This is a genomic window from Streptomyces sp. NPDC046931, assembly GCF_040644655.1.
GTDB lineage: Bacteria > Actinomycetota > Actinomycetes > Streptomycetales > Streptomycetaceae > Streptomyces.
This window is the reverse complement of the sequence record NZ_JBEYWX010000001.1, coordinates 307,028-326,291: the sequence shown is the minus strand read 5'-3', so window position 1 is coordinate 326,291 and position 19,264 is coordinate 307,028. Positions and strand designations below refer to the sequence as shown.

18 protein-coding genes are annotated in these 19,264 nt (G+C 71.6%); 9 read left to right on the top strand and 9 right to left on the bottom strand.

The genetic code is table 11. From position 1 onward, the window contains the following. Window positions 1-48 precede the first annotated feature (48 nt). From ABZ876_RS01455 to ABZ876_RS01445, 3 genes are all read left to right on the top strand, one after another. Window positions 49-1,737, top strand: a complete 1,689-nt coding sequence (locus ABZ876_RS01455; RefSeq protein ID WP_361772571.1) for a trypsin-like peptidase domain-containing protein — start codon at window positions 49-51, stop codon at window positions 1,735-1,737. A 198-nt stretch (window positions 1,738-1,935) separates the two neighbouring features. Next, complete coding sequence (locus tag ABZ876_RS01450; protein WP_361772569.1) at window positions 1,936-2,382, top strand: sec-independent translocase; 447 nt, start codon at window positions 1,936-1,938, stop codon at window positions 2,380-2,382. Between the two features lie 242 nt (window positions 2,383-2,624). Beyond that, window positions 2,625-3,284: a hypothetical protein gene (locus ABZ876_RS01445; RefSeq protein ID WP_361772567.1), complete on the top strand. Its 660-nt coding sequence runs from the start codon at window positions 2,625-2,627 to the stop codon at window positions 3,282-3,284. A 95-nt stretch (window positions 3,285-3,379) separates the two neighbouring features. On the opposite strand, the gene ABZ876_RS01440 is transcribed toward ABZ876_RS01445, so the two are convergent. Genes ABZ876_RS01440 through ABZ876_RS01430 form a run of 3 tightly spaced genes read right to left on the bottom strand, consistent with a single transcriptional unit; the run spans window position 3,380 to window position 6,406 of the window. After that, entirely contained in the window at window positions 3,380-4,513 is a 1,134-nt protein-coding gene (locus ABZ876_RS01440) for an Mrp/NBP35 family ATP-binding protein (RefSeq protein WP_361772565.1), read from the bottom strand. A 44-nt stretch (window positions 4,514-4,557) separates the two neighbouring features. Next, window positions 4,558-5,136, bottom strand: coding sequence for a DUF1003 domain-containing protein (locus ABZ876_RS01435; protein ID WP_361772563.1), 579 nt, complete (start codon window positions 5,134-5,136; stop codon window positions 4,558-4,560). Further along, window positions 5,126-6,406: a CBS domain-containing protein gene (locus tag ABZ876_RS01430; protein WP_361772561.1), complete on the bottom strand. Its 1,281-nt coding sequence runs from the start codon at window positions 6,404-6,406 to the stop codon at window positions 5,126-5,128. The genes ABZ876_RS01435 and ABZ876_RS01430 overlap by 11 nt, the downstream gene beginning before the upstream one ends. Before the next feature lie 175 nt (window positions 6,407-6,581). On the opposite strand from ABZ876_RS01430, the gene ABZ876_RS01425 reads away from it, so the two are divergent. Beyond that, window positions 6,582-7,337 (top strand): hypothetical protein, encoded by a 756-nt coding sequence (locus tag ABZ876_RS01425; protein ID WP_361772559.1) that lies wholly within the window; start codon window positions 6,582-6,584, stop codon window positions 7,335-7,337. A 99-nt stretch (window positions 7,338-7,436) separates the two neighbouring features. Here ABZ876_RS01425 and ABZ876_RS01420 read toward each other — a convergent pair whose 3' ends face one another. Next, a complete protein-coding gene (locus ABZ876_RS01420; RefSeq protein WP_361772557.1) occupies window positions 7,437-7,967 on the bottom strand; it encodes a hypothetical protein in 531 nt (176 codons plus the stop codon). Between the two features lie 22 nt (window positions 7,968-7,989). Beyond that, window positions 7,990-9,105 carry a magnesium and cobalt transport protein CorA gene (locus ABZ876_RS01415; protein WP_361772555.1) on the bottom strand — a complete coding sequence of 372 codons (1,116 nt, stop codon included), beginning with the start codon at window positions 9,103-9,105 and terminating at the stop codon, window positions 7,990-7,992. Window positions 9,106-9,644: 539 nt separating this feature from the next. On the opposite strand from ABZ876_RS01415, the gene ABZ876_RS01410 reads away from it, so the two are divergent. Continuing rightward, window positions 9,645-10,241 carry a suppressor of fused domain protein gene (locus ABZ876_RS01410; RefSeq protein WP_361772553.1) on the top strand — a complete coding sequence of 199 codons (597 nt, stop codon included), beginning with the start codon at window positions 9,645-9,647 and terminating at the stop codon, window positions 10,239-10,241. A 41-nt stretch (window positions 10,242-10,282) separates the two neighbouring features. Here ABZ876_RS01410 and ABZ876_RS01405 read toward each other — a convergent pair whose 3' ends face one another. Continuing rightward, window positions 10,283-11,584, bottom strand: coding sequence for an MFS transporter (locus tag ABZ876_RS01405; protein ID WP_361773861.1), 1,302 nt, complete (start codon window positions 11,582-11,584; stop codon window positions 10,283-10,285). A 174-nt stretch (window positions 11,585-11,758) separates the two neighbouring features. On the opposite strand from ABZ876_RS01405, the gene ABZ876_RS01400 reads away from it, so the two are divergent. The 3 genes from ABZ876_RS01400 (at window position 11,759) to ABZ876_RS01390 (ending at window position 14,156) form a co-directional block, all read left to right on the top strand. Further along, entirely contained in the window at window positions 11,759-12,400 is a 642-nt protein-coding gene (locus ABZ876_RS01400) for a DUF6758 family protein (protein WP_361772551.1), read from the top strand. Window positions 12,401-12,518: 118 nt separating this feature from the next. Continuing rightward, the gene (locus tag ABZ876_RS01395; protein ID WP_361772549.1) at window positions 12,519-13,406 is read left to right on the top strand and encodes a PHP domain-containing protein; all 888 of its coding nucleotides are present in this window, start codon (window positions 12,519-12,521) and stop codon (window positions 13,404-13,406) included. 144 nt (window positions 13,407-13,550) lie between these two features. After that, the gene (locus ABZ876_RS01390; protein ID WP_361772547.1) at window positions 13,551-14,156 is read left to right on the top strand and encodes a MarC family protein; all 606 of its coding nucleotides are present in this window, start codon (window positions 13,551-13,553) and stop codon (window positions 14,154-14,156) included. Between the two features lie 102 nt (window positions 14,157-14,258). Here the strand turns inward: ABZ876_RS01390 and ABZ876_RS01385 are convergent, their stop codons facing one another. Beyond that, window positions 14,259-14,411 carry a hypothetical protein gene (locus ABZ876_RS01385; RefSeq protein ID WP_361772545.1) on the bottom strand — a complete coding sequence of 51 codons (153 nt, stop codon included), beginning with the start codon at window positions 14,409-14,411 and terminating at the stop codon, window positions 14,259-14,261. 257 nt (window positions 14,412-14,668) lie between these two features. On the opposite strand from ABZ876_RS01385, the gene ABZ876_RS01380 reads away from it, so the two are divergent. Then, on the top strand, window positions 14,669-15,565 hold the full coding sequence (locus tag ABZ876_RS01380) for an NYN domain-containing protein (protein WP_361772543.1): 897 nt from the start codon (window positions 14,669-14,671) through the stop codon (window positions 15,563-15,565). Window positions 15,566-15,608: 43 nt separating this feature from the next. Here ABZ876_RS01380 and ABZ876_RS01375 read toward each other — a convergent pair whose 3' ends face one another. Together ABZ876_RS01375 and ABZ876_RS01370 are read right to left on the bottom strand one after the other, a co-directional pair. Beyond that, window positions 15,609-16,481 carry an alpha/beta hydrolase gene (locus ABZ876_RS01375; RefSeq protein WP_361772541.1) on the bottom strand — a complete coding sequence of 291 codons (873 nt, stop codon included), beginning with the start codon at window positions 16,479-16,481 and terminating at the stop codon, window positions 15,609-15,611. Window positions 16,482-16,613: 132 nt separating this feature from the next. Next, the gene (locus ABZ876_RS01370) at window positions 16,614-18,998 is read right to left on the bottom strand and encodes a DEAD/DEAH box helicase (RefSeq protein WP_361772540.1); all 2,385 of its coding nucleotides are present in this window, start codon (window positions 18,996-18,998) and stop codon (window positions 16,614-16,616) included. Window positions 18,999-19,264: the final 266 nt, after the last annotated feature.

Below are 19,264 nucleotides of genomic sequence, written 5' to 3'. Positions count from 1 at the left end.
CAGCGGCGATGGTCGGCGCCGTCGTCCGGGGCCGGGTGTGGGGAGAGCATGAGCGAGGAGAGGCCGGGCCCTGCGGGCGGCGCCGAGGAGGAGACGCCCGAGGCACGGGACGGCGCCGGGACCGGGTCCGGGGCTTCGGGCGGCGGCTTTGGCGGTGACTACGAGCTGAGCCCGCCCGTCGACGCCCGGACGCACGGCGAGGCCGGCGCCGAAGGGGACTTCGAGCCGGAGCGCCCGACGGCGGCGGTGCCGCCCGCCACATCGGCCGGCTCGTCGTCCGGTACGTCCTCAGGCACATCCTCCGGGCCGTCGGGTGCCGGCGCGGTGTCCGCCGGGCTCCTCGGCGGTGTCACCGGCGCCGAGGAGGACGGTTCCGCCCGGGGCGCGGTCCCCGAGACGGGCGGTGACGCCCCTGTCGGCCGTCTGCGGCCCCTTCACGGCTCCGCCCCCCACGGCACCCCGCCCTACGGCACACCGGGCCCCTGGGCCCCCGCCCCACCCGTCCGGCACCCGGCAGCACCCCCCGCCCACGGCGGACACACCCCCTGGCAGAACTACGACCCCTGGGCGCCACGGGCCCCCTTCCAGCAGAACGGTGCCCGCGTCGCCGCCCAGGAGCCGCGGGGCGGGCGGCAACGCAGGAGGCTCCTGATCGGGGCCGTACTGATCGCGCTCGTCTCCGGAGGAGTCGGCGGTGCCGTCGGCGCCGCGCTGGAACTGGGCGGCGGCCTGCCGGGGGACGTCCGGTTGCCGCAGGCCGGGAAGGAACCCACGGGGCGCGCCCCGGACAGCGTCGCCGGGATCGCCGCCCGCGCGCTGCCCAGCGTCGTCACCCTGCATGTGAAAGGCGACGGCACCGAGGACACCGGCACCGGGTTCGTCCTCGACCGGCGCGGATACATCCTCACCAACAACCACGTCGTTCAGCCCGCGGGAGCGAACGGCGAGATATCGGTGACGTTCAACGGCGGCGAGACCGCCAAGGCCACCGTCGTCGGCCGTGACAGCGGCTACGACCTCGCCGTCGTCAGGGTCGGCGGTGTCCGGGGTCTGAGCCCCCTGCCCCTCGGCAATTCCGACAACGTCGAAGTCGGCGACCCGGTCGTGGCCATCGGCGCGCCCTTCGACCTCGCCGGCACGGTCACCTCCGGGATCATCAGCGCCAAGGAACGGCCCATCACGGCGGGCGGTGAGAAGGGCGACGGCAGCGATGTCTCGTATGTGGACGCCCTGCAGACCGACGCCCCGATCAACCCCGGCAACTCCGGCGGCCCGCTTCTCGACGCCCGGGGCCGGGTCGTCGGCATCAACTCGGCGATCCGCTCGGCCGAGGACAGCTCCGACCGGAACAGCGGGGCGGGTTCCATCGGACTGGGCTTCGCGATCCCCGTCAACCAGGCCAGACGCGTCGCCGAGGAGCTGATCAACACCGGCAGGGCCACCCACCCCGTGATCGGGGTGACGCTCGACATGGACTTCAGGGGAGACGGCGCCCGCGTCGCCGCCAAGAGCACCGACGGCGGCCCCGCGGTCACCCCGGGGGGACCCGGCCACAAGGCCGGCATCAGGCCCGGTGACGTGATCACGGGGGTCGAGGGGGCGCGTGTCCACTCCGGGGAGGAACTGATCGTCAAGACCCGAGCGCACCGCCCCGGCGACCGTCTGGAGCTGACCGTGGTCCGCGACGGCCGGACCCGGACGATCACGCTCGTCCTCGGCTCCGCGAACGGCAGCTGATGCCGGCCGGACAGGGACGCGCACGAAACCGGCCCCCATGGCAAACATCCCGGAAAACCCGACGTGTACACGCGGTCGGGCAGGCCGGGACGGTACCGATCCGGCGGAAACCCCGGGTACCGTGGATCCGGCCCGGACCACGGAAGACCCGCCCGACCACCGAGGGCCGCGGACCGAGGACCTCGCAAGGAGCTTCAGGTGTTCAATGACATAGGACCGCTCGAGCTGGTGACGCTCGTTGTCCTTGCCGTGCTCGTCTTCGGTCCGGACAAGCTCCCGAAGATGATCCAGGACGTCACACGCACCATCCGGAAGATCCGGGAGTTCTCGGAGAGCGCCAAGCAGGACATCCGCAACGAGCTGGGCCCCGAGTTCAAGGACTTCGAGTTCGAGGACCTCAACCCCAAGACGTACCTCCGCAAGCAGCTGGAGAACGACGATCTGGGGCTGAAGGAGATCCGCAACGGCTTCGACCTGAAGAAGGAGATGGCCGAAGTCACGGACGCGGTGCACGGCCGCGATTCCGACACTCCGGCGTCCCCGTCCTCCGCGTCCGCCCCGGCCGGCGGCACCGTCGACATGACGAAGAAGTCCGAGAAGGCGGGTCCCGACGAGCCCCCGCCCTTCGACGCGGACGCCACCTGAGCCGTCCACGGACGCGGCCGGCGGCGGGGCCCGGCCGGTGCCGACGTGACGCAGGCCATACACCGATCGGCGCGCGGGCGGCGGTATTGCGACGTCCAAGGGGACGTACGCGCCGGGCGTTTCGCTGCGGTTCGGATCCCTGTGGCTATGCTGCCCAGTTGTTGTGCGGACCGTTTGGAGCGAGGACGCCCGTGGGGGGCGGGCCGCTCGAGTCCGACGAGAGCGAGGAGGCGTCCGGGCAGATGGAGACGACGAGTCGGGTGGACGCGCAGGCGCCCGCCGCGGAGGGCGGAGCGCGGCTCCCCTTCGCCCGGGGCACGGTCGACGGTTATCTGAAGGCATCCTTCCCGTGGTACGGCCTCGACGAGGCTTTCACAGGCACGCGCTGGCTGATGCAGGTGGGCACCGCCGCCGACGGGACCGTGGAGCACGGTTCGGTCGGGCACGGCGACGAGCCCTCCGTACGCCACGAGGCCACCGAGGACAAGGAGCGGTTCGCGGTCGTGGTGACGGTCGCCGCCAACCCCGTACGGCGCAGCGCTGACGGCACCGGGGTGCTGGAGGCCACCTCGGTCTCCTCCGCGGCCTGGCTGGCCGGTGTGGGCCTGCTGTCGTTCACCTGGCCCGGCCAGCTGGACCACGGCCTGCGGGACGACTGGCTCGACCAGCAGACCGAGACGGCATGGGTCCTCGCGGACGACCTGGCCGGCCCCGCCTGGTCCACCCTGTCCCTGCCCGTGGACGGCGTGCCGACGCCGTTCCACTACCGCGAGTCCGAGTTCGGCTGGGTCCTCGCCGGGTCCACGCAGGAAGGGGTGCACGTGGGGGCGTACGGCCGGGGCATGAGCGCCTATGGACTGGGCTTCGCGATGATCAAGGACATCCACGCCTACGTCGTCTAGCGGACGTACGGGGAAGGGGGCGCCGTCGCGGTGACGGCGCCCCCCTTCCCCGTAGGCGTCCTGCAGGCCGGAGGCGTCCCGGAGCCCGTGGCGTCCTAGAACTTGTTCTTCGGGGTGATGCCCAGCGACAGACCCGACAGGCCCCGCTGCCGGCCCCCGAGCTTGCCCGCGATCGAGCGCAGGGCCGAGCCCGCCGGGGAGTCCGGGTCGGTCAGGACCACCGGCTTGCCGTCGTCGCCGCCCTCGCGCAGGCGGACGTCGATGGGGATGGAGCCGAGGACCGGAACCGTCGCACCGGTCGTGCGGGTGAGGCCGTCGGCGACCATCTGGCCGCCGCCCGTGCCGAAGACGTCCACCATCTCGCCGCAGTGCGGGCAGGGCAGCCCGGACATGTTCTCGACCACACCCACGATCTTCTGGTGGGTCTGCACGGCGATGGCGCCCGCCCGCTCGGCCACCTCGGCGGCCGCCTGCTGCGGGGTGGTCACCACCAGGATCTCGGCGTTCGGGATCAGCTGCGCCACCGAGATCGCGATGTCGCCGGTGCCGGGCGGCAGGTCGAGCAGCAGCACGTCGAGGTCGCCCCAGAACACATCCGCGAGGAACTGCTGGAGGGCGCGGTGCAGCATCGGGCCGCGCCAGACGACCGGCGCGTTGCCCGGGGTGAACATGCCGATCGAGATGACCTTCACGCCGTTCGCCTGGGGCGGCATGATCATGTTCTCGACCTGGGTGGGACGGCCGTCCACGCCCAGCATGCGCGGCACGCTGTGGCCGTAGATGTCGGCGTCCACCACGCCGACCTTCAGTCCGTCGGCCGCCATCGCCGCCGCCAGGTTCACCGTCACCGAGGACTTGCCGACGCCGCCCTTGCCGGAGGCCACCGCGTACACCCGGGTCAGATTGCCGGGCTTGGCGAAGGGGACCTCGCGTTCGGCCTGGCCGCCGCGCAGGGCGGACGCCAGTTCACGCCGCTGCTCGTCGCTCATCACGTCGAGCGTGACGTCGACCCGGGTGACACCGTCCACGCGGGAGACCGCGTCGGTGACACGCTGGGTGATCGTGTCGCGCATGGGGCAGCCGGAGACCGTCAGGTACACGGTGACCGCGACCGCTCCGTCCGCGCCGATCTCCACCGATTTGACCATCCCCAGCTCGGTGATGGGTCGCTGGATCTCGGGGTCGTTCACCGTCGCCAGTGCTTCGCGCACCGCGTCTTCCGTAGCCATAACCATGATGGTACGGCGCCCGCCGGGGCCTCCGGAAAGCCCCGTCAGCGGTCGTCTACATCACGTCCGTGCGCGGGTTCCGCCGGGAATACGACGTGCCCGTCGGGACGCCGGTACTCCTCCAGCTGCGTCATCAGGTCCTGGAGTTCGGAGCGGATCCAGTCGCGGGTGGCCACCTCGCCGAGACCGCTGCGCAGCGCGGCGACCTCCCGGGTCAGATACTCGGTGTCCGCGATGGACCGCTCGTTCTGCTTGCGGTCCTGTTCGAGGTTGACCCGGTCGCGGTCGTCCTGCCGGTTCTGCGCCAGCAGGATCAGCGGGGCCGCGTAGGAGGCCTGAAGGGACAGCATCAGCGTCAGGAAGATGAACGGGTACGGGTCGAAGCGCAGGTGGTGCGGGGCGGAGACGTTCCACACCAGCCAGATGATGATGACGAACGTCATCCAGACGATGAACCGGCCGGTTCCCAGGAAGCGGGCGATCCGCTCCGACAGGCGTCCGAAGGCCTCCGGGTCCCACTCGGGCAGGACCCGGGTGCGCCGGGGCTGCGGCTGGTCGAGCCGGAGGCGGGCACGGGTGGCGGCGGTCGCGCCGGAGGGCGTCTTCTCGCGGTCAGGTGCCATGGGTGGCCCCCTCGTCGCTCAGGTCGAACTCCGTCTCGCGCCAGTCCTCGGGGAGCATGTGGTCCAGTACGTCGTCCACGGTCACCACGCCGAGCAGCGAGCCGGACTCGTCGACCACGGGCGCCGCGACCATGTCGTAGGTCGCGAAGAACCCGGCCACGACCGGCAGCGGGGCGTCCGGCGCCAGAGGTTGCAGGTCGTCGTCGACGAGAGCGCTGACGAGCGTGTACGGCGGGTCGCGCAGCAACCGCTGGAAGTGCACGGTTCCCAGGTACTTGCCGGTGGGCGTCTCGTCCGGAGGGCGGCAGACGTACACCTGGGCGGCGAGGGCGGGGGACAGGTCCTGGTTGCGGACCCGGGCGAGCGCGTCGGCGACGGTCGCGTCGGGCCGCAGCACGACCGGCTCGGTGGTCATCAGGCCGCCCGCGGTCTTCTCCTCGTACGCCATCAGCCGGCGCACGTCGGCCGCGTCGGCGGGCTGCATCAGGCTCAGCAGCCGTTCCTTCTCGTCCTCCGGCAGCTCGGCGAGCAGGTCGGCGGCGTCGTCGGGGTCCATCGCCTCCAGGACGTCGGCGGCGCGCTCCTTGCGCAGCTTGCCGAGGATCTCGATCTGGTCGTCCTCGGGGAGCTGCTCGAGGACGTCGGCGAGCCGGTCGTCGTCTAGGGCCGCGGCGACCTCGGCGCGGCGCTTGGCGGAGAGGTGGTGCAGAACGTTGGCGAGGTCGGCGGGGCGCAGCTGTTCGAACGTGGCCAGCAGGCTCTCGGCGCCCTGCCCCTGCTCCTCCAGGGAGAACCCGGTGACGGCGGACCACTCGACGGTCAGCGTCTCGCCCTTGCTGCGCCGGAACGCCCCGCCCTTGCCCTTGCGTACGAAGACCTTGTCGACCTCCCATTCCCGGCGGGCCGGCAACTGCCGCACGGAGAGGTCGAGAACGGTGACCGCCTCGTCGGACTCCACGAGCGTGACGCGGCGGTCGAGCAGTTCCCCGAAGACGAGCCGTTCGGTGGGCCGCTGCTCGAAGCGGCGCACGTTCACCACGCCGGTGGTGATGACCTGGCCGGACTCGATGCCGGTCACCCGGGTCATGGGCAGGAAGATACGGCGGCGGGTGGTGAGTTCGACGACCAGGCCGAGCAGCCGCGGGGGGCGCCGCCCCACGCGCAGCATGACGACGAGGTCGCGCACGCGTCCCACCTGGTCGCCGTTGGGGTCGAAGACGGCGACACCGGCCAGGTGCGAGACGAAGATGCGAGGGGCGCCAGCCGCCATGCCCGCCGCCTCCTGTTCCTGCCGTTTTATCCGTTCGGATGGGCTTCAGGCTAGCCCGTCCCGTTGTCGTACGCCCTGGCGAAAGGTGCGGAGGGACTGACTCCGGAAGCCCCCTCGGGCACCGGTACTCTGCGGTACGCCGATGAGGACACCCGCATGAGAGGCAGCCCCACCCGTGACTGCAATCCCCCAGGGCCGTACCCGCAGGGCCGCACTGGTGAGCGCGATGTGCGCGCTGGTCCTCATGGGCACGGGTCTCGTGGGGTGCAGTGGCGGCGACCCGGACGCGGGGACCAACGGGCTCGGGAAGCTCCCCGCCGACAAGATCCAGAGCCGGACGCGGACGGCGGCGAAGTCCGCCTCGGCGGTGCGGCTGTCGGGAACCGTCGTCAGCAACGGCGCCACATACACGCTGGACATGCGGCTCAAGGGCGACGGTGGCACCGGCTCGGTCACCTCGAAGAACGGAACGTTCCGGCTGTTGCGGGTGGGTGAGCGCCTGTTCCTCAAGGCCGACGCCGCCTTCTGGAACCGCGAGGACGGCAAGGGGGGCGGCGCGGGCTCGTCGGCCGCCGCGCACAAACTCGACGGCAAGTACGTCAAGGTGCCGGCCGGCGACCCGGCCTACCGGCGGTTCAGCGGGTTCACCGACAAGGACGTGCTGCTCGACGGACTGCTCACGCTGCACGGCACCCTCGCGACGGACGGCCGCCACGAGCAGAACGGCGTCCGTACGATCCGCATCAGCGGCGACAAGGGCTCCGGCGGAACCCTGGACGTCTCCCTGGAGGGCGCCCCCTATCCGCTGCTCCTGGTGCGCGCCGGGAACGCGGGGACGCTCCGCCTGACGGACTGGGGGAAGGACTTCACGGTGACGGAGCCGCCGAAGGGCGCGACGGTCGACTACGGGCAGCAGCTGCCGTCGTCCTGAGGCGCGGAGGCGTCGAGGGGTCTGAGGGCGTGAGGGGTCTGAGGGCGTGAGGCGGGCCGGGGCCCGGTCCGTGCCGGGCCCCGGGGAGTCTCCGCGCGGCTAGCGTCGCTTGCGCCGCAGGAGCCGTGGCAGGGCCGCCGGGATCGGGTGGCGGGTCACGGCCGGGCTCGGTGGCGGGGGAGTGGCCTGGGAGTCGGACGGCAGCGGGACGGTCGCGCCCCGCGGCTCCAGACGCAGCACCCGGCATGTGCGGCGCCAGCGCTCGGGCATCTCCTCGCCGTCGGGGGCGTTCAGCCGCTTGCCCTTCAGCTCGGCGACCGCGCCCTCCCACTCCGGCGACCCCGGCGTCAGCTCCGCCACCCGGGCGGGCCAGGTGACGATCCGGCCGCCCTTGTCCTTGCTGCGGACCGTGACGACCGCCTCGCCCCCGTCGGTGAGGCCGGGCAGCGGCTGCTCACCGGGCCCGTCGCCCACCACGCACGCCGCGCCGTCGTGCCACACATGCCACAGTGCACGCGCCGGTGAGACCTGGGCGTGCGCGCCGGCGGACGACGCGCCCTGGACCCAGATCAGCCCGGACTTCTTGGTGGCCTCCTCGACGAGGGCCCTCTCGAGCAGCTCGCTTGTCATGCGCTCAGCCTAGTCGGGTCCGTCACAGCCAGCCGTTCCGCTTCAGTGTGCGGTGGATGCCGAGACAGATGACCACCGTGATGCCCATGATCACGGGATAGCCGTACTTCCAGTGCAGCTCGGGCATGTACTCGAAGTTCATGCCGTACACCCCGCAGACCATCGTCGGTACGGCGATGATCGCGGCCCATGCCGTGATCTTGCGCATGTCCTCGTTCTGCGCGACGGACGCCTGCGCCAGGTTGGCCTGGAGGATCGAGTTCAGCAGCTCGTCGAAGCCGATGACCTGCTCCTGAACGCGGGCGAGGTGGTCGGCGACGTCGCGGAAGTACTTCTGGATGTCGGGGTCGATCAGCCGCATCGGCCGCTCGCTCAGCAGCTGCATCGGCCGCAGCAGCGGTGCCACGGCCCGCTTGAACTCCAGTACCTCGCGCTTGAGCTGGTAGATCCGGCTCGCGTCGGTGCCCCGGGGCGTTCCCTTCCGGCCGGGCGAGAACACCTCCGTCTCGACGTCGTCGATGTCGACCTGCACCGCGTCCGCCACCGCGATGTAGCCGTCGACGACGTGGTCGGCGATCGCGTGCAGCACGGCCGAGGGTCCCTTGGCCAGCAGCTCGGGATCGTCCTGGAGCCTGTGCCGCAGCGCCCGCAGCGATCCCTGCCCGCCGTGCCGGACGGTGATGAAGAAGTCCCGCCCGGTGAAGCACATGACCTCACCGGTCTCCACCACCTCGCTGGTGGCGGTCAGCCGGTCGTGCTCGACGTAGTGGATGGTCTTGAAGACGGTGAAGAGGGAGTCGTCGTACCGCTCCAGCTTGGGGCGCTGGTGCGCCTGCACCGCGTCCTCGACGGCCAGCGGGTGCAGCCCGAACTCGCTTGCGATACCGGCGAACTCGGCATCGGTCGGCTCGTGCAGGCCGATCCACACGAAGTCCCCGTCGCGCCGCACCAGGCGCATCGCCTCGTGCGGGGTCAGCGGCTGGGGGGTCTGCACACGGACCCCGTCGCGGTAGACGGCGCAGTCGACGACGGCGGACGGCGTCGCGGGGTCGCGCGTGGCGTCGTACGTGCTGGTGTCCTTGCGCAGCGAGGGGCGGGAGGGGCGGACCACGGCACGCAGGTCACGGATCATCGACATGGGCAGGCTCCTTCGCAACGGGCAACGAAGGCGCCGACGACGGGTGGAACTGCCCGGAATGGGGACGTCCTGACGGGTCGTCTCCCGCCTTTTCGGCAGGGGAGGTTTGGCACGTCCACAAAGCGGGGAGCACCGCACCGTCGCGGTGGCGGGCTTCGTTACTGGTTCAGATCAGACAGATCAGGTGAAACGAAACGAAGTGCTCTTCCGCGGTGCACGGAGGGATCCTGTGCGGATCCCCGGGGATCCGCATGAAAACGCGGCGCGCAGACGAGAGGTGGCAGCCAGCCGGAGCAGCTACATCAGCGGTCGGAAGAGCGGGTGGTACTGCACGGTCGACTTCGATCCATGCCAGCCCCACCTCCTCCGGCCGGTCCCTGGTGAGGGACGATCCATTTCCCCCTAGGGGAGTCTCACGGTGTACGGGACTCGATCGCACCGCTTCTGCGTGCTGCCCGAAACCACCGGCCAACAGTATCAGCCGGCCGAAGTGTCAAGGCGCCGCTTTGCCTCGTACTGACGAGTTCTATGCTCGCCGCATGGTCGATGTTCTTCCTCTGGTCGAGGCCCGGTTGCGTACCGCGCTCGGCGAACCGGACGCCCGTGCGGCCGTCACCTTCCTCGGCACGGACCGCATCGAGGTGCTGCGTTTCCGGGACGACTCCCCGGAAGGCGTCGTCCTGCGTTACGCCACCCTCGGTATGTCCGCCCAGCCGATGACGGACCCCGCCGCGATGCTCGCCGACCCCGTCAAGGGGCCCCGCGCCGAGCTGGTCCTGTCCGTCCGAGGCGGCCTCGCCGACACCGACAAGGTGCTCCGCCCGCTGGCCGTTCTGGCCGCTTCCCCGCAGGTCGAGGGGGTGGTGGTGGCTCCCGGAGCCTCGCTGGACGTAGGCGAGCCGCTGTGGCCGGGCGCCCCGTTCAGCTCCGTCCTGGCGGCCGAGCCGGGCGGATTGGTCGAGGACCTGGAGCTGGACGCGCCTCTCGACCCCGTACGGTTCCTGCCGCTGCTGCCGATGACCCCGAACGAGGCCGCCTGGAAGCGGGTGCACGGTGCCCAGGCCCTCCAGGAGCGCTGGCTGGCGAACGGGACGGACCTGCGGGATCCGTCCCGCAGGTCCGTCCCCCTGGACTGACGGGGAAGTGAGCAAGCTCACCAACCACTGGCCGAAAGTCGTCAGTTGGCAAAGAGGGTGACGTCGTCCGCCGAGGCGTGCCGGGGCTCCAGGTCCTCGGCGGTGGGGGTCTGCCCGCTCGAGCGAAGCCCGGAGTGGGGGAGGGCGAGGGCGTTGCGCCGCAGGAGGACCACGAGCGCGCCCACGACCGCGGTGACCGCCGCCACCACGAAGGGCATGTGGAGGTCGCTCCACCCCTCGATCTTCGGCGCGAGGTAGGGCGCGGCCGCGGCGGCGATCCACCGCACGAAGTTGTAGCCGGCGCTCGCCACCGGGCGCGGAGCGTCCGAGACCCCGAGGGCCAGCTCGGTGTAGACGGTGTTGTTCACACCGATGAAGGCACCGGACAGGATCGTGCAGACGACGGCGGTGGTGTGGTCGCCGTACCCGAGCACGGCGACGTCGACCGCCAGCAGCACCAGGGAGCCGCCGAGGACCTTCAGCGAGCCGAAGCGCTCCTGCATGCGCGGCGCCACGATCACCGAGAAGACGGCGAGCAGCAGGCCCCAGGCGAAGAACACGGCACCCGATCCGTACGGCGTCATGTTCAGCACGAACGGTGTGAAGGCCAGCACGGTGAAGAACGTGTAGTTGTAGAAGAACGCGGAGACGGCCGCCGAGGCGAGGCCGCCGTGGCCGAGCGCCCTGATCGGGTCGAGCAGTGAGGTCTTCCGCGCGGGCCGGGGCTGCTCCTTCAGGAACGCCGTGATGCCGAGGAAGCCGATCGCCATCAGGGTGGCCGTGCCGAAGAACGGGTAGCGCCAGCTGACGTTGCCGAGCACCGCGCCCAGCAGGGGACCGCACGCCATGCCGAGGCCGAGCGCCGACTCGTACAGCAGGATCGCCGCGGCGCTGCCCCCTGCCGCCGCGCCGACGATGACGGCCAGGGCCGTGGAGACGAACAGCGCGTTGCCGAGGCCCCAGCCGGCCCGGAAGCCGACGAGCTGGGCCACCGAGTGCGAGGTGCCCGCGAGGCCCGCGAAGACCACCACGAAGGCGAGACCCAGCAGCAGCGTCTTGCGGCCGCCGATGCGGCTGGAGACGAAGCCGGTCACCAGCATCGCAACGGCCGTGATGAGGAAGTACGAGGTGAAGAGCAGGGAGACTTGGCTGGGTGTCGCCCGAAGGCCCTGGGCGATGGAGGGCAGGATCGGGTCGACGAGTCCGATGCCCATGAAGGCGACGACGGACGCGCCCGCGGTCGCCCAGACGGCCTTCGGCTGGCGCAGAAGGCCGCCGGCTCCCGCGTCGAACGGATCCGTGCCGGCCGCCGCCGTGACGGCTCCTCCCGTACTGCTGCTCATCGCTTCCTCGCCGTCCTCGTCCCCGATGATGGTTGGCTCATACACACATTAAGTTAGCAGGGCTAATTAATGCAATGCGCATCCAGTTTCTGGTCGTGAAGCCGACGTGCGGGCACACGCCGGACGGGTGATCGTCCTTGACGCGGCGCGGGACGGGGAGGACCGTGGGGCCCTATGAGGGGCGAACCCAGTTGCCCGAAGTGTGGTGGCCGGGTCAGGGCTCCCGGACTCTTCGCCGATGCCTGGCAGTGCGATGTGCACGGCAACGTGCACCCGCTGCAGCCCGTGATCCCGCCCAGCGTCGAGGCCCTCAGTGTCGTGGTGCACCGTGCCCGGGTACCGGTGTGGATGCCGTGGCCGCTTCCGGTGGGCTGGCTGTTCACGGGCGTGGCCTACGCCGGCGACGACCGCAGCGGCGGCCGGGCGACGGCCGTGGCCTGCTCGGGTCCCGGGCCGCTCGGCGGAGTGGGCGAGCTGATCCTCGTCGCCGAGGAGCTGGGCGTGGGGCTCGGCGCGCGCTACGCGGGCATCGACGGCCCGGATCCCGGCCCCTATCTGAACGTCGAGAAGCCGCCCCAGGCCAAGGTGCTGGCAGCCGGACGCCCCACCCCGCTGTGGCACGTCTCGGGCACTCCCGACGACCGGGCGGTGTTCGCGGGCGAGGCACGCGGCCTGTGGCTGTGGGCCGTCGTCTGGCCCGAGCAGACGGGCATGCTCATGTATGACGAACTGGTGCTGACCGACCTGCGCGACGCGGGCGCGGAGGTGGACCTGCTGCCGATCGGGGCGCTGTCGCCGCGCCTGCTCGCACCGTGAGGCGAGGGGGCTCCTGCCGGTAGGGGGCGCCACCGGGCTGCGGGTGTGACAGGGACGCCGGAACTCCCGTTATCCTTGAGCGTCCCCTTCCGTCCCGTCACCGCCTGGAGTCCGTGTCGTGCGCATCGATCTGCACACCCACTCCACCGCGTCCGACGGTACGGACACCCCGGCCGAGCTGGTGCTGCGCGCCGCCGCCGCGGGACTCGACGTCGTCGCCCTCACCGACCACGACACCACCCGCGGCCACGCGGAGGCGCTCGAGACGCTGCCGGAGGGCCTGACCCTCGTCACCGGTGCCGAGCTCTCCTGCCGGTGGAACGGCATCAGCATGCACATGCTGGCCTACCTCTTCGACCCGGAGGAGCCCGACCTGCTCGCCGAGCGGGAGCTGGTCCGGGACGACCGGGTGCCGCGGGCCCACGCCATGATCGCCAAGCTCCGGGAGCTGGGCGTGCCGATCACCTGGGAGCAGGTGGCGCGCATCGCCGGCGAGGGATCGGTCGGCCGCCCGCACATCGCCTCCGCCCTGGTCGATCTGGGGGTCGTGGACAGCGTCTCGGACGCCTTCACGCCCGAGTGGGTGGCCGACGGCGGGCGGGCCTACGTCGAGAAGCACGAGACGGATCCCTTCGAGACGATCCGGCTGGTCAAGGCCGCGGGCGGGGTCACCGTCTTCGCGCACCCCGCCGCCTCCAAGCGGGGGCGCACCGTGCCGGAGTCCGCCATCGCCGATCTCGCCGCCGCCGGGCTCGACGGCATCGAGGTCGACCACATGGACCACGATCCGGCGACCCGGGCGCGGCTGCGCGGCCTGGCCCGTGAGCTGGGGCTTCTCGCCACGGGCTCCTCCGACTACCACGGCAGCCGCAAGACGTGCGTCCTCGGCGAGTACACCACCGACCCCGAGGTGTACGGGGAGATCACCCGGCGGGCCACCGGAGCCTTCCCGGTGCCGGGGACAGGCGGACACCGCGGCACCACCGGCGGACGCCGGAGCCTTTAGCCCTCCGGAGCGTCCAGCCCTTCCGTACCAACCCCTGCCCTCGAGGCACCCGGCATCGGCCGCCGTGCCTCCGCCTCCGCGCGTTCGCCGCGCCCCTCCTCTTCCCACGTAGCTCTTCTTTCCGTATCTCTGCGCAAGGCCCCCATGTTCGACGTCGCCGTCTTCGGTTCCCTCTTCCTCACCCTCTTCGTGATCATGGATCCCCCCGGGATCACCCCGATCTTCCTCGCGCTCACCGCCGGGCGGCCCGGCAAGGTGCAGAAGCGGATGGCCTTCCAGGCCGTCTGCGTGGCCGGCGGTGTCATCGCCGTCTTCGGTGTGCTCGGCCACCAGATCCTGAACTATCTCCATGTCTCCGTGCCCGCGCTGATGATCGCGGGCGGGTTGCTGCTCCTGCTCATCGCGCTCGACCTGCTCACCGGCAAGACGGACGAGCCGAAGCAGACCAAGGACGTCAATGTCGCCCTCGTGCCGCTCGGCATGCCGTTGCTGGCGGGCCCGGGCGCGATCGTCTCGGTGATCCTGGCGGTCCAGAAGGCCGACAGTGTGGGCACCCAGGTGTCCGTGTGGGCGGCGATCCTCGCGATCCACGTCGTGCTGTGGCTGGTCATGCGCTACTCGCTGCTGATCATCCGTGTGATCAAGGACGGCGGTGTGGTGCTGGTGACCCGGCTCGCCGGCATGATGCTCTCCGCGATCGCCGTGCAGCAGATCATCAACGGGATCACCCAGGTCGTTCGCGTCGGCTGAGCGGCGCCCGGGCGGCTCCCCGGGCAGGCCCCGGAGCGCGCGGAGCCCCGTACGGACATGCCGTACGGGGCTCCGAAGTCTCAGACGGTCGCGCCGGCCCGGTTATGAAGCGGACTGGTCGGCCGGGCGGATCCAGAGTCGCTGCCCGATGGCGGCGGCCTGCTGAACGATCTGCTTGACGGAGGCGGCGTCCACGACGGTGCTGTCCACGGGCGTTCCATCGACGTCGTCGAGTCGCATGATTTCGAAGCGCATAAGGCTTCTCCCTTCGTCTGGTCATCCTCCTGAGGAGAACTACTGGTGGCGGAGCGCGGGCGGTGCTGCCCCCGTCCACTGAGAGTCAACGGGATGCTTGTTACAAACATTCCCTACGCTAAGGAAATTTTTCGAGTCGCTAATTACCGACCGGCGGGTCACTGGAAACCCGCAGGACACGGGGTGCGATTGCCCCCATGGGGCACCGACCGGGACCGGTTGTGTTCGCAGCGTGACCACCGGGACAATGGAGGCATATGAACGACGACCTGGCGGCGCTCGGCGCCCGCATCGACCGCACGAACGAGTTGCTCCAGCGCATGCTCGCCGAGGTGGCGAAGACGCCATCGACCCATGCGATCTTCGTCGACGCCGGCTATCTGTATGCGGCCACGGGACGGCTCGTCGCCGGGACCGAGGACCGCCGGGCCTTCGATCTCGACGCCGAGGGGCTGATCGAGGCCCTCATCGACAAGGCGCGCTCGATCTTCGCGGACAGCCGCCTGCTGCGTCTGTACTGGTACGACGGAGCGCGCCGCCGGATCCACACGGCGGAGCAGCAGTCCATCGCCGAACTTCCCGATGTCAAGGTGCGGCTCGGCAACCTCAACGCCAACAACCAGCAGAAGGGCGTCGACTCCCTGATCCGGACCGACCTCGAGTCGCTGGCCCGGCACCGGGCCATCAGCGACGCGGCCCTCATCGGCGGCGACGAGGACCTGGTGTCGGCGGTCGAGGCGGCGCAGGGATACGGGGCACGGGTGCATCTGTGGGGGATCGAGGCCCCCGAGGGCCGCAACCAGGCGGAACCCCTGCTGTGGGAGGTCGACAGCCAGCGCACCCTCGAACTCGAGTTCTTCAAGCCATATGTGAGCCGGCGGACGGCCGCGGCGTACGAGGCGTCCGCCGCGGCCCGTCCCACCCGCGAGGACGTCCGCTTCGTGGGCGCTCAGATCGCGGCGAAGTGGCTGGCGGCGCGGGGCCGGGAGGCGCTGGCGGACCTGCTGCCCGGACACCCGTACCTGCCCGGCTCCGTCGACCAGGAACTGCTGGTGGAGGCGGAGGGCCTTCTCCAGTACTCCCTGCGCGGCCAGTCGGACCTGCGGCGCGCGCTGCGGGACGGCTTCTGGGGGCACGTGCAGGGACAGTACTGACGACCCCGTTACCGGCTGGAGGGGCGGACCGGGTGACCGGCGGCTAGGAGTGCCGGTCCCAGAAGGCAGCGAGGGCCTCGGCCGTGGGTTCGGGGCGGTCGGTGTTGGGGGAGTGCTCCGCGTGCGGTACGACCGTGCGGTGGGCGCCCAGCCGGGCGGCCATGTCGTCCAGCAGGGGGATCGGCCAGGTGTCGTCGCGGTCGCCGGACAGGACGTGCACGGGCAGGCCGAGGGCGGCCAGCTCGACCACGCGGTCGGGCTCCTCGCACAGCTGCCGGCCCGTCGCCAGAAGCTGGGCGGGGCTGTTGCGGAGCCAGCGGCGGCGCAGGTCCTCTCCGTCGGCGAGGAGTCCTTCGTCGATGTCCGCGGCGTCGGCCCCCTCGGGCGGTTCCATGGCCTGGATGGCGTCCCACACCTCGGCCATGTCCATGAGGGTCAGGGCGTCGCGCAGCAGCTTCACGCGCTGCTGCTGGGGCACGGCGATCTGGGCCGGGCCCGACGCCATGAGCGTCAGCGACACGAACGGGGAGGCGTCGAGGAGGACGGCGGCCCTGGCGATCTGACCGCCGAGGGAGTGCCCGAGCAGGTGCACGGGCGCGCCGACGGCGTGCGCCTGCGCGATCACGTCCCGGGCCAGCTCGCTCTGCGTGTACGGCGCCTCGTCGTCCCGCGGGCCGGGGGACTCGTACTGCCCCCGCCCGTCGACGGCGACCGTCCGGTACCCGGCCGCCGCGAGCAGAGGCTGCACGACGATGAAGTCCTCCTTGCTGCCGGTGAAGCCGGGGAGCAGGAGGGCGGTCCCCTTCACCCGCGAGGTCGCCGCGTCCGCCACGAGCACGGCGAACTCCCCGCGATCCGTGGTGAGCATCTGCGCCCGGACACCGGGGGGCGGGACGAAGCTGGGGGGACGACTCATGGGGGGAGGTTACCGGGCGGTCGGGCGGCGGCGGGGGCCGGGCCGGGTGAGGGGACGTCCCGGTACCGGGAGCGCCCAGCACGCCGATGGCCCGCCCCCGGCGTGGGGACGGGCCATCGTGGTCTCGCCGGCTCAGCCCTCGGCGGGCTGTGCGGCCTTGCGCGTACGGCGGCGCGGCTTGGCTTCCGCGTCGTCCGCCTGCGCCGGGATCTCCGCCTCCACGGCGGCCGCCTTGCGGGTACGGCGCCGGGGCTTGCTCTCGGCCTCCTCGGTCACCTGCGCGGGAATCGCAGCCTCGGCGGCGACGGCCTTGCGGGTGCGGCGGCGCGGCTTGGCCTCGGTGTCGACGGCGGCCTCGGCGGTGTCGACGGCGGCCGTCTCGACGGCGGCTTCCGCGGTCTTGCGGGTGCGCCGACGGGGCTTGGCCTCGGCGGCCTCCGCGGTGTCCACGGCGGCCTCGGCGGGAGCCGGAGCCGCTTCCGCGGTCTTGCGGGTGCGGCGGCGCGGCTTCGCCTCCGCGGCCTCCGCGGCCTCGACGGTGTCCGCGGCGGCCTCGGCCGTCTTGCGCGTACGCCGCGGCTTGGCCGGAGCCTCGCCCTCGGCCGTGTCGACAGCGGCCTCGGCGGCCTTGCGGGTGCGGCGGCGCGGCTTGGCCTCCGTCGCCTCGGCGGCCTCCGCGGTGTCCACGGCGGCCTCGGCGGGAGCCGGAGCCGCTTCAGCGGTCTTGCGGGTGCGGCGGCGCGGCTTGGCCTCCGTCGCCTCCACGGCGGTCTCCGCGGCGGCGGGAGCCACCTCGGCGGTGTCGGCGGTGGCCTCGGCGACCGTCTCGGCCACGGCTTCCGCGGTCCTGCGGGTGCGGCGGCGGCGCGGCTTCACCGGCTCGGCCGTGTCCACCGCGGCCACAGCCGCCTCCGGCGCCGTCGGCTCCACCGTCTCGGTCACCGTGGCGACCGGCTCCGTCGCCAGCCCGCCGCGCGTACGGCGACGGCGGCGCGGCGTGCGCGGCTCCACGGCACCCGCCGTGTCGTCCGGCGTGCCCGTGGTGGTCGGCGTCTCGGTGGCGTCCGGCGTGTCGAGCGGCGCCCCGTTCCGCGTGCGACGGCGGCGCGACGTACGCTCCGGACGCTCGGATTCCGCGGACCGGCCCGAGTCGCGGCGGCCGCGCGGCCCCCGGCCGCCGGTCTCGCCGAGGTCCTCCAGCTCCTCCGCGCCGAGCCCCGCGCGGGTGCGCTCCGAGCGCGGCAGCACACCCTTCGTGCCCTCGGGGATACCGAGGTCGGCAAAGAGGTGCGGGGAGGTGGAGTAGGTCTCCACCGGGTCGTTGAAGTCCAGCACCAGCGCCTTGTTGATCAGCTGCCAGCGCGGGATGTCGTCCCAGTCGACGAGCGTGATAGCGGTGCCCGACGCGCCCGCACGGCCCGTACGGCCGATGCGGTGCAGGTAGGTCTTCTCCTCCTCGGGCGACTGGTAGTTGACGACGTGCGTGACGCCCTCGACGTCGATGCCACGCGCGGCCACGTCGGTGCACACGAGCACATCGACCTTGCCGTTGCGGAAGGCCCGCAGCGCCTGCTCGCGCGCGCCCTGGCCCAGGTCGCCGTGGACCGCGCCGGACGCGAAGCCGCGCCGCTGGAGCTGCTCGGCGATGTCGGCCGCCGTCCGCTTCGTACGGCAGAAGACCATCGCCAGTCCGCGGCCCTCGGCCTGCAGGATGCGGGCGACCATCTCCGGCTTGTCCATGGAGTGCGCGCGGTAGACGAACTGCTTGATGTTCGCGACCGTCGCGCCCTCGTCGTCCGGCGCCGTCGCACGGATGTGCGTGGGCTGCGACATGTAGCGGCGGGCCAGACCGATCACCGCGCCCGGCATCGTCGCCGAGAACAGCATGGTCTGCCGCTTGGGCGGCAGCATGCCGATGATCTTCTCGACGTCGGGCAGGAAGCCCAGGTCGAGCATCTCGTCGGCCTCGTCGAGGACCAGGCACTTGACGTGCTTCAGGTTCAGCTTCTTCTGGCCGGCCAGGTCCAGCAGACGGCCCGGAGTGCCGACGACCACGTCGACGCCCTTCTTCAGCGCCTCGACCTGGGGCTCGTACGCGCGGCCGCCGTAGATCGCCGTGACGCGCACATTGCGTGCCTTGCCCGCGGTGAGCAGGTCGTTGGTGACCTGGGTGCACAGCTCACGGGTGGGGACGACGACGAGCGCCTGGGGGGTGTCGGTGAGGGCTTCGGGCTTTGCCCGGCCCGCCTCGACGTCCGCGGGAACCGTCACGCGCTCGAGGAGCGGGAGGCCGAATCCGAGCGTCTTTCCGGTGCCGGTCTTGGCCTGGCCGATGACGTCGGTGCCCGAGAGGGCTACGGGGAGCGTCATCTCCTGGATGGGGAAGGGATGGATGATGCCGACGGCCTCCAGGGCCTCGGCCGTCTCGGGAAGGATTCCGAGTTCTCGAAAAGTGGTAGTCAGGGTGCTGCCTCTTCTGTGTACGCGGTGCGAGGCGAGCGCGGGGATCGTGACCATGCCGGATGACGTCGGCCGCTTGGGGGACGGGCCTGTGGCAGGTGGCCACCCGACGCTCCAGCGCTCGTACCGCTGAGGGTCCCTCCGGGTGCCGTACGCACGGTGCCGTACGGTCGAGGAGGGCTGTCGGGTCGGAGCCGATCGGGCCACCGACCGGGCATCCTCATACATGCGGCCCGTCGAGATACGTCAACGTACTCAGCAGGCGCATTACCACCATACCCCGGAATCACGCACATGTGATGGCCGATTCGGTCACGTAGTCG

Coding starts and splice junctions, on each gene's coding strand:
- ABZ876_RS01455 (WP_361772571.1), top strand. CDS start 49: ATGAGCGAGGAGAGGCCGGGCCCTGCGGGCGGCGCCGAGGAGGAGACG.
- ABZ876_RS01445 (WP_361772567.1), top strand. CDS start 2,625: ATGGAGACGACGAGTCGGGTGGACGCGCAGGCGCCCGCCGCGGAGGGC.
- ABZ876_RS01440 (WP_361772565.1), bottom strand. CDS start 4,513: ATGGCTACGGAAGACGCGGTGCGCGAAGCACTGGCGACGGTGAACGAC.
- ABZ876_RS01435 (WP_361772563.1), bottom strand. CDS start 5,136: ATGGCACCTGACCGCGAGAAGACGCCCTCCGGCGCGACCGCCGCCACC.
- ABZ876_RS01430 (WP_361772561.1), bottom strand. CDS start 6,406: ATGGCGGCTGGCGCCCCTCGCATCTTCGTCTCGCACCTGGCCGGTGTC.
- ABZ876_RS01420 (WP_361772557.1), bottom strand. CDS start 7,967: ATGACAAGCGAGCTGCTCGAGAGGGCCCTCGTCGAGGAGGCCACCAAG.
- ABZ876_RS01415 (WP_361772555.1), bottom strand. CDS start 9,105: ATGTCGATGATCCGTGACCTGCGTGCCGTGGTCCGCCCCTCCCGCCCC.
- ABZ876_RS01410 (WP_361772553.1), top strand. CDS start 9,645: ATGGTCGATGTTCTTCCTCTGGTCGAGGCCCGGTTGCGTACCGCGCTC.
- ABZ876_RS01405 (WP_361773861.1), bottom strand. CDS start 11,584: ATGAGCAGCAGTACGGGAGGAGCCGTCACGGCGGCGGCCGGCACGGAT.
- ABZ876_RS01400 (WP_361772551.1), top strand. CDS start 11,759: ATGAGGGGCGAACCCAGTTGCCCGAAGTGTGGTGGCCGGGTCAGGGCT.
- ABZ876_RS01390 (WP_361772547.1), top strand. CDS start 13,551: ATGTTCGACGTCGCCGTCTTCGGTTCCCTCTTCCTCACCCTCTTCGTG.
- ABZ876_RS01385 (WP_361772545.1), bottom strand. CDS start 14,411: ATGCGCTTCGAAATCATGCGACTCGACGACGTCGATGGAACGCCCGTG.
- ABZ876_RS01380 (WP_361772543.1), top strand. CDS start 14,669: ATGAACGACGACCTGGCGGCGCTCGGCGCCCGCATCGACCGCACGAAC.
- ABZ876_RS01375 (WP_361772541.1), bottom strand. CDS start 16,481: ATGAGTCGTCCCCCCAGCTTCGTCCCGCCCCCCGGTGTCCGGGCGCAG.
- ABZ876_RS01370 (WP_361772540.1), bottom strand. CDS start 18,998: ATGGTCACGATCCCCGCGCTCGCCTCGCACCGCGTACACAGAAGAGGC.